This is a genomic window from Streptomyces sp. NPDC004788, assembly GCF_053601115.1.
Map to the genome: position 1 here is coordinate 1 of NZ_JBSGBF010000162.1, position 8,722 is coordinate 8,722.

The window sequence follows — 8,722 nt, forward strand, 5'->3', positions numbered from 1 at the left end:
GGGCGGCTGGGCGGGGCGCGCCCGCCCCCGGCCCGGTTCGGTTCGTCCGGCTCAGGAGCCGACGGGCACCGCGCCGGCCGGCACCGCGGACGCCTCCGGACCGGGGGCCGCCGGAGAGGCGATGATGGTCCGCCGCGTCTGCCCGGCCGCGGTGGCGGTGGTCCCGCGCCGCTCCGGCGGCGGCGCCGGACGGCCCAGCGCCTTCACGGTCCAGCCGGCCGCGCGCCACACGTCGTGCGGGAGCGCGTTGCGCCCGTCGATCAGCAGCGGAGTGCGGACCACCCGGGAGAGCTTGACGGGATCCAGCTCGCGGTACTGCCCCCACTCGGTGAGGTGCAGCAGGAGTTCGGCGCCCCGGCAGGCCGTCAGGAGGTCCGCGCCGCAGCGCAGCTCCGGGTGGGCGAGCCCGGCCTTCGCCGCGCCCTCCGGGTCGTGCACCCGGACCTGGGCGCCCTGCCGGTGCAGCTCGGCCGCGACGGCCAGCGCCGGCGAGTCCCGTACGTCGTCGCTGTCCGGCTTGAACGTGGCGCCCAGTACCGTCACGCGCCGACCCGTGAGGTCGCCGTCGAGCAGCCGCCGGGCGAGGGACACGGTCCGGCTCCGCTGCCGCTGGTTGATCTCGTCGACCTGGTCGAGGAACGCCACTGCCGGCCCGACGCCGAGCTCCCGTGCCCGGGCCGTGAACGCCCGGATGTCCTTGGGCAGGCAGCCGCCGCCGAAGCCGACCCCCGCGTTCAGGAACCGGCGGCCGATCCGGGTGTCGTGGCCGAGGGCGTCGGCGAGCGTGACGACGTCCGCGTCGGCGGCGTCGCAGATCTCGGCCATCGCGTTGATGAAGGAGATCTTCGTGGCGAGGAAGGAGTTGGCCGCGGACTTGACCAGCTCCGCCGTGTTCGGGTCGGTGACGATGTACGGGGTGCCCGCCGCCAGCATCGGGGCGTACACGCGGCGCAGCGTCTCGTCCGCGTCCGCACCCGTCACGCCGACGACGATCCGGTCCGGCCGCAGCGTGTCCTCGACGGCGAAGCCCTCGCGCAGGAACTCGGGGTTCCAGGCGACCGTCGCGCACGCGCCGGGAGGCGCCAGACGCGCGATGCGTGCGGTCAGGCGGGCGGTGGTGCCCACCGGGACCGTGGACTTGCCCACGACGAGGCAGGGCGCGGAGAGGTGCGGGGCCAGCCCGTCGACGACGGCGTCCACGTACCGCAGGTCGGCGGCCGGGGAGCCGGCCTGCTGCGGGGTGCCGACGCAGACGAAGTGGACCTCGCCGTGCGCCGCCGCCTCCCGCAGGTCGGTGGTGAAGCGCAGGCGGCCGGAGTCGAGGGCCCGGGTCAGGACCTCCTCGAATCCCGGCTCGTAGAAGGGCGGACGGCCCTCGGCGAGGTCGGCGACCTTCTCGGCGTCGACGTCCACACCCAGGACGTCGTGCCCGATGTCGGCCATGCACGCGGCGTGCACGGCTCCCAGATATCCCGTACCGATGACGGTCAACCGCATGCGTGGTGCTCCTGTCTGCGCGGGGGAGGTGAAGTGAGGGGGCTCGGCGGAGGCTCAGGGGGCGTAGCCGTACGGGTTCTGCTGCTGGAAGCGCCAGGCGTCGCGGCACATCGCGGCCAGGTCGTGCCGGGCGGCCCAGCCCCAGGCGTTGTGGACCTTCGACGGATCGGCGACGAGCTCCGCGACGTCGCCGGGCCTGCGGTCGGTGACGCGGTAGGGGATCGGCTGCCCCGACGCGTCCTGGAAGGCACGCACGAGTTCCAGGACCGACGCGCCGCGCCCGGTACCGAGGTTGAAGATCCGCATGCCGGGCTCGTCGTCGATGTGGTCGAGGGCGACGCGGTGCCCCTCGGCGACGTCGACGACGTGGATGTAGTCGCGGATCCCGGTGCCGTCGGGCGTCGGATAGTCGTCGCCGAAGACGCTCAGTTCCTCGCGGCGGCCCACGGCGATCTGGGCGAGGTACGGCATGAGGTTGCCGGGCACGCCGTGCGGGTCCTCGCCGAGCAGCCCGCTGGGGTGGGCGCCGGCCGGGTTGAAGTACCGCAGCGCCAGGACCCGCAGCCCGGGCACGTGCCGGCACGCGTCCGCGAGGATCCGCTCGCAGGTCAGCTTGGTCCTGGCGTACGGATTCGTCGGCGCGACCGGGGACTCCTCGGCCAGCGGGACGATCGTGGTGTCGCCGTACACCGAGCAGGACGACGAGAACACCAGCCGGTGCACGCCGTGGTCGTGCATGGCCGAGACCAGGGCCGTGGTGCCGCCGACGTTGATGTCGTAGTACGCGAGCGGGATCTGCGCCGACTCGCCGACCGCCTTCTTCGCGGCGAAGTGGATCACCGCGTCGATCGGGTGGCGCCCGAAGACGGCGTCCAGGGTCCGGCGGTCGCGCACGTCCCCGACATGGGCCGCCGCGATCGGACGCCCCGCGATCTTGGCGACGCGCTCGAGCGCTTCCGGGGAGCTGTTGGAGTGGTCGTCGAGGACGACGACCTCGTGTCCGGAGCCGAGCAGCTCCACACAGGTGTGACTGCCGATGAAGCCGGCGCCACCGGTGACAAGGACCGTACGGGGCATCGGGAACCTCATTTCTCGACCGGCCGGGCGGGCCGGGCCGTCACCAGGCGTAGAAGCCGGTGAGGTAGGTGGGGAAGAGGGCGGCGGCGAGCGCCAGGGGAGCCAGGCACAGCAGGCCGCAGAGGAGCGGCAGCGCGGCCGTGCCGAGCGCCCGGAAGACGGGGACTCCGGTAGCGCGTGCGGTCTCCTTGACGTGCAGCACGCCGATCGCGAGCGTCACCGCGGCGTAGGAGGCGGAGCCGAGCAGGCAGAGGAAGACATAGCCCACCGCGGGGCCGGTCAGCTGGCCGACGAGCGCCGAGCCCGACAGGAACGTCGTGATCAGCAGGTACGGGGCGACGGTGCGCAGCGGGAGCGGCTCCAGGCCGTCGCGCTTCTTCGGCGTGACCTTGAACGTGATCTGGCGGGGCCGTAGCTTCTGCAGCACGGCGGCGAGCACGCCCCAGGCCACGTAGGGCCAGCGGGAGAGACCGAAGAGCCAGATCTCCCAGCTGAAGACGGCGGAGTCCTTGGGGCGCAGCAGTCCGCGGCGGCGGCAGAGCAGCGTCAGCAGGATCAGCCAGACGGACATGCTCCAGAAGTGGGCCAGGAACTCCAGGTAGTTGACGTTGATCCAGGGCGTGCCGGTGACCGCGGCGAGCGGCGGCAGCACGATGCCCATGACGGTGGCCGCGGCCAGCAGCGGGTAGTACAGCAGCGCGGCGGAGAAGCGCATGCGCAGCTTGAGGGGCATCCGGCCCAGGTGGCGCGGCAGCATCCCCAGGAGCATCACCGCCAGGCTGCGGGACCACTGGAACTCCTGTGTGATCATCGCGCCGAAGGTGAGCGGGCCCTCGCCGTGCGCCTCCGCGTCGATCGCGAACGCGCCGTGCCAGCCCGCGGAGTTGAGCAGGAAGGTGGTCGAGAAGTCCTCGGCGAGCTCCGGCCCGAGGCCGCCGATGTCCCGCAGGGCCCGGGTGCGGACGGCGTAGTGGGAGCCGATGCACACGGGAGCGAGGCCGGCCGAGTGGCCCAGCTGTACGGGCCCGTGGAACATGGCCTCACGCTGGAGCCGGCCGCGGGCCGCCCAGGACTCGGCGGCGTTGGAGTCGCAGATGCTGGGCGCCGCGACGTAGCCGATGGCCGGGTCGGCGAACGGGCGGACGACCTCGGCCAGGTACCGCGGCCCGGGGACGTGGTCGCAGTCGAGCTGGGCGACCACGTCGTAGTGGGCGTAGCCCCAGTGGTCGTAGAAGAAGGCGAGGTTGCCCTCCTTGCAGCGGGTGCGCCGAGGCCACTCGGCCCGGTGGTAGTCGGCTCGGCCGCGCCGGCAGGAGACCGCGACGCCGTGGTCGTGGCACCAGCCGAGGATCTCGTCGGTCGGGTCCTCGTCGCACAGCCACACGTCGTAGGCGTACGGGAAGTCCTGGTCGAGCATCGCCTCGAGGGTGGTGCGGGCGATGTCCCAGCTCTCGGAGGGGGCGCGGGTGACGACGAAGGCGGTGTGCAGCGCGGGCACGTCGACGGCCGGATCGGAGCGGCGCATCCGGATCAGCGCGACGAGGAAGTGCACCGGCAGGTAGGTCAGGTAGAGCAGCAGCGCGCTGTTGACGACGAGGCCGAGCCAGCCGATGCGGTGGGAGGGCTGCAGCCACCAGGTCCAGAACCAGACCAGGCAGGCCGCCCAGCCGAGGGACATCAGGACGACGAGGACGCGGTCGAAGCGCGAGAAGGCCCGTACGAAGCTCGACGGAAGTGTGTCGAGCCGGCGCGGCGGCCCGGCGAGGACCGGGCCGTCCGGGCCGATGGCGGCCACGGAGCCGTCGGACAGGGCTCGGATCTCCGCGCCGAGCGCCTCCCATTCCTCCGGTGAGCCGGGGAGGGGGGCGGGGCGGGGAGGATCCTGGACGGTTCCGATGCTCAGGGCGGGGCCTTGCTCCAACGACGTCATGTCAGCGAGTTCTCCAGGCGGTGCGTCAGCGGACCGTGGGATGCGGAGGAGGCGGCGGGAACCGGCGCGGCCGGCGACCGGGGAGGCGAGGCGGGACGCGGCCGGGTCCGCTGGGGAGGCGAGGCGGGGCGGGACGCGACCGGTCCGCTGGAAGGGGGAGCGGGCGCGACACGGTTCTCCGGGAGGGCGGGGCGGCGCGCGGCCGGGTCCGCCGGGGAGGGGGAACGGGGCCGGCGCCACCGCCCCGCGGGTCAGCCGCCCGAGCCGGACGGACTGGCCGCCGCCGGCGTCGCACCGGTGGTCGCGGAAGCCGGGCCCGGGATCGTCTGCGCCGCCGGGGCCGCACCGGTCACCGCGGCCAGCGGCACCGTCTCGTCCTGGCCGCCGCGGATCGCCGCGGCCGACGCGCCGAGCCGCTCCTGACGGGCGGCGAAATAGGCGACGGTCCTGCGCAGGCCCTCGGTGATGTCGATCTCCGGCTGCCAGCCCAGTACCTCCTGGGCCCGGGTGATCACCGGACGGCGGCGGACCGGATCGTCGACGGGCAGCGGGTGGTGCTTCACCTCGGAACGCGAGCCGGTCATCGCGAGAACCGTCTCGGCGAGCTCGGAGACGGTGCGCTCGACCGGGTTGCCCAGGTTGAACGGACCCATCTCGGAGGAGTCGAGGAGCGCCAGGAGGCCGCGGATCAGGTCGTCGACGTAGCAGAAGCTGCGGGTCTGCTTGCCGTCGCCGTAGATGGTCAGGGGTTCGCCGGTCAGCGCCTGGGTGATGAAGCTGGACACCACCCGGCCGTCGTGCGGGCGCATCCTCGGCCCGTAGGTGTTGAAGATGCGCGCGATGCCGACGTCGAGGCCGTGGGTACGGCGGTAGGCCGCGGAGACCGCCTCGGCGTATCGTTTCGCCTCGTCGTAGACGCTGCGCGGGCCGATCGAGTTGACGTTGCCCCAGTACGCCTCCTCCTGCGGGTGGACCAGGGGATCGCCGTAGATCTCGCTGGTCGACGCGAGGATGAAACGCGCGTCGTGGCGCAGGGCCAGCCGGAGCGCGTTCTCGGTGCCGCGACTGCCGACCCTGAGGGTCTCCAGTGGCCTGCGCAGGTAGTCGGGAGGCGAGGCCGGGGAGGCGAGATGGGCGACGGCGTCGACCTGCCCGGCGACCTCCACCGACACGCTCACGTCGGCGCGCTGGAACTCGAAGCCCGGATGGGACAGGAACGGGGCGATGTTCTCGGGGTCGCCCGTCGAGAAGTCGTCCAGGCACACCACCGAGTCACCGCGCCGCAGGAGCGCTTCGCACAGATGTGACCCAAGGAAACCACTGCCACCGGTCACGGCAACGCGCATGTGTTTCTCCAGGAATGGGAAGTGGAACGGCCTTCCGCCTTGCGGCGTGAACCGCCGGAAAACCCGGCCGGACGAGCCGGAAAAGCGGAACTCTCGGAAAACGCAGCAAAAGCGTATGTCCATACGGGCTTATTTTTGCGGAGGCAATTCGACTGTTCGGCTGTTCGGCCGATGCCTTCCCCTTTCGATTCCCCGGGGTGTTCCCCGCCCCGCATGCCCCGCGCCGCTCCGTGGCGCTGCCCGCCACCGTCACCCCCACGTGTGAGCCCGGGCGCCGTGCGCCCGGTGGGTCGACCGCGAACACGCGCACCTCTCGGGCTCATGCGCTCGATCGGCAGCCTGCCCCGGCCCGGCGCCGGGCCGAGGCGCCGGCCTACCTGCGTACGTACAGCTGCACCAGGGCGCTCTTCAGCCTCGTGCTGCGGACCAGGTCGAATCCTTTCCGCAGGGTGGTGATCTTCGGGTCCTGGTGGAACCACTCCTCGCTCCAGGCGCTCGGCCAGGCCACCACCCATACCTCCCGCTCCGCGCGGATCCGCTCCTCGACCCGTGCCGTGTCGAGCTCCTCGCCGTAGAACGTGCCGGACGCGGCCGCGCCCGTCTTGAGGGCGATGTCGCGGCGGCCGGCGAACTCCCGGTCGTAGCTGAGGAAGATGTGCCGCTGGTACGACGGTACGAAGAGCACCGCGTCGTTCGGCCGGGTCTCGGAGGCCACGTACGCGGCGACTTCCCGGAGGTCGTCGATGCGGCCGTCCCTGCCCCGTTCCTGCTGGTGGAAGGGGAGCTGGCAGCAGAACGCGGCGGCGACCGCCGCGACCCCGGCCACCGCCACCACCGGTCGCCACGGCGCGGCGCGCAGGGAGCCGAGCACCCGCTCCAGGCCGGCGGCGACCAGCAGCGGGACGCCGGCGAAGGCGAACAGCAGGTAGCGGTCGACGAAGAGAGGTCTCACGGACGACACCGCGAAGAGCACCGCCACCGGCAGGACGACGAGCGGCAGCGCCACGGCCGTCAGGCCCACGAGGCCCGTGCGGCGCGGCGGTCGCAGCACCGCGAGCCCGGCGAGCACCGCCGCGGCCGTGAGCACCCGGACGTCAGGCCCGGCGAACTGCTGGATGAGCACCCGGACTTCCGCCGCTCCCGGCTCCTGGATCCACGCGACCTGGTCGCCCTGGCCCGACGAGATCACGGCGAGCGGCACCACCGGCACGACCGCCGCCGCGGCGGCCGCCGCCCACCGCCGCCAGGCCCCTGGACGGGACGCGGCCGACAACACCGTGGCCCCGTGGGCGACCAGCATCAACAGGGCGAACTCGTGCAGCAGCGCCGTGCCGGCGACGGCCGCCGCGTATCCCGCCCACCGTCCGGACGAGTCGCGCTCGACGGCGTTCAGCAGACACCAGGTCGCGAGAGCGGCACCGGCCGCCACCAGGGCGTACGAACGGCCCTCCTGCGCGTAGAAGGACGCGAACGGCGTGACCGCGTACAGCAGCCCGGCCCACAGGCCCACCCGGGGGCGCGCCAGCCGGCAGCCGATCGCGCCGACCAGTCCGGCGGTGCACGCCGCGCCGAGCACCGACGGGACCCGCAGCATCACCTCGTCGGCCCGGACGGCGAGGACGGCGTGCATGAGGAGGTAGTAGACGCCGTGAACGGCGTCGAGCCCGCCCAGGAGGCGCCAGATCTCCGGCACCGAGCGCCGGGCGATCTGGAACGTCGCGGACTCGTCGCGCCACATGGTGCCGCGGTCGAGCCCCCACAGGCCGATGCCGAGCATGACGGCGGCGGGCACCAGGGCCGCGCCCGCGGCCGCGAGGCGGCTCGGCGGAGCGGCGGGCGGGGGCGTGGGGTCGCCGGCCGGAACGTACGGGGGCCGGGGCGTGCTGACGGGAGAGTGCGCCGTGTGCATGCTCGGACCATAGGCGGCGCGGGATAATATGCCCCGTTTCATCCCTTCCGGTCGAAGCCTCTGTCACCTCAACGGAGCCGGAGGGGCCCGGTGCTGCGACCGGGCCTCTCCGGGAGTGGTGCGACGGGACTCAGTCGAGGCAGAACTCGTTGCCCTCGATGTCCTGCATGTTGATGCAGGACTCGTTCTCCTCGTCGGCGTACAGCGTTTTCAGGTGCACCGCGCCGAGCGCGCTCAGTCGCGCGCATTCGGCCTCGAGGACGGCCAGACGCTCGTCCCCCACGAGCCCCGTGCCGACCCGCACATCGAGGTGCACCCGGTTCTTGACGGCCTTTCCTTCGGGAACGCGCTGGAACAGCAGCCGCGGCCCCTCACCGGTGGGATCGGTGCACGCGAAATACTGCGGCTGTTCCTTGGCCGGCACCGAGCGAGCGTAATCGTCCCAAGTGGCGTACCCCTCCGGTGCCGGCGGCATGACGTACCCCAACACCTCGCACCAGAAGAGAGCGAGGCGCACGGTTTCCGCGCAGTCGAAGGTGACCTGGAACTTCTTGATCGATGACATCGGGTCACCGTAGCAGGCGGTCTGCGCGGCCCAGATGGCGGTGAGGGAGCGCAGGTTGAGGGCAGCGCCGCGCCCTCGCGGGCAGCCGCCGTGCCGTGCGTCCGGGCCGCGCCACAGGGCCGGATGGAGTAGGGGCACGTGCGGTGGAGCAGCGGCAACCGGGGAGCGGACCGATGCTGGGTGCGTCGGACCACTGTCGCGTTTGAGGGCGCCGTCGCCCCGCCTGAGGAGGCCACACGCATGCCCGCATCCCTCCCCGCAGCCCGTACCGGCCGGTGCGTCCTCAGGAGGACGGTCGCCGCGGCCCTCGCGGCCGGCGCCGTGCTGACCGTCCTGGCGGCGCCCGTCTCCGCCGACGGACCCCCGCCCGTCGGCCACGGGCCTCATGACGAGGGACT

Annotated in this window: 6 protein-coding genes; all 6 read right to left on the minus strand. The window is 72.9% G+C overall.

Annotated elements, in window-relative coordinates:
• Positions 1–51: 51 nt before the first annotated feature.
• On the minus strand, positions 52–1,497 hold the full coding sequence (locus ACWEJX_RS36585) for a UDP-glucose dehydrogenase family protein (RefSeq protein WP_451611722.1): 1,446 nt from the start codon (positions 1,495–1,497) through the stop codon (positions 52–54).
• Positions 1,498–1,551: 54 nt separating this feature from the next.
• The gene (gene galE / locus ACWEJX_RS36590; protein ID WP_451611723.1) at positions 1,552–2,574 is read right to left on the minus strand and encodes a UDP-glucose 4-epimerase GalE; all 1,023 of its coding nucleotides are present in this window, start codon (positions 2,572–2,574) and stop codon (positions 1,552–1,554) included.
• Positions 2,575–2,614: 40 nt separating this feature from the next.
• Complete coding sequence (locus ACWEJX_RS36595; protein WP_451611724.1) at positions 2,615–4,504, minus strand: glycosyltransferase family 2 protein; 1,890 nt, start codon at positions 4,502–4,504, stop codon at positions 2,615–2,617.
• A gap of 251 nt (positions 4,505–4,755) precedes the next feature.
• Positions 4,756–5,850 (minus strand): UDP-glucuronic acid decarboxylase family protein, encoded by a 1,095-nt coding sequence (locus ACWEJX_RS36600; protein ID WP_451611725.1) that lies wholly within the window; start codon positions 5,848–5,850, stop codon positions 4,756–4,758.
• 373 nt (positions 5,851–6,223) lie between these two features.
• Positions 6,224–7,759, minus strand: coding sequence for a glycosyltransferase family 39 protein (locus ACWEJX_RS36605; protein ID WP_451611726.1), 1,536 nt, complete (start codon positions 7,757–7,759; stop codon positions 6,224–6,226).
• Positions 7,760–7,889: 130 nt separating this feature from the next.
• Positions 7,890–8,324: a VOC family protein gene (locus ACWEJX_RS36610; protein ID WP_451611727.1), complete on the minus strand. Its 435-nt coding sequence runs from the start codon at positions 8,322–8,324 to the stop codon at positions 7,890–7,892.
• Between the last annotated feature and the right edge of the window lie 398 nt (positions 8,325–8,722).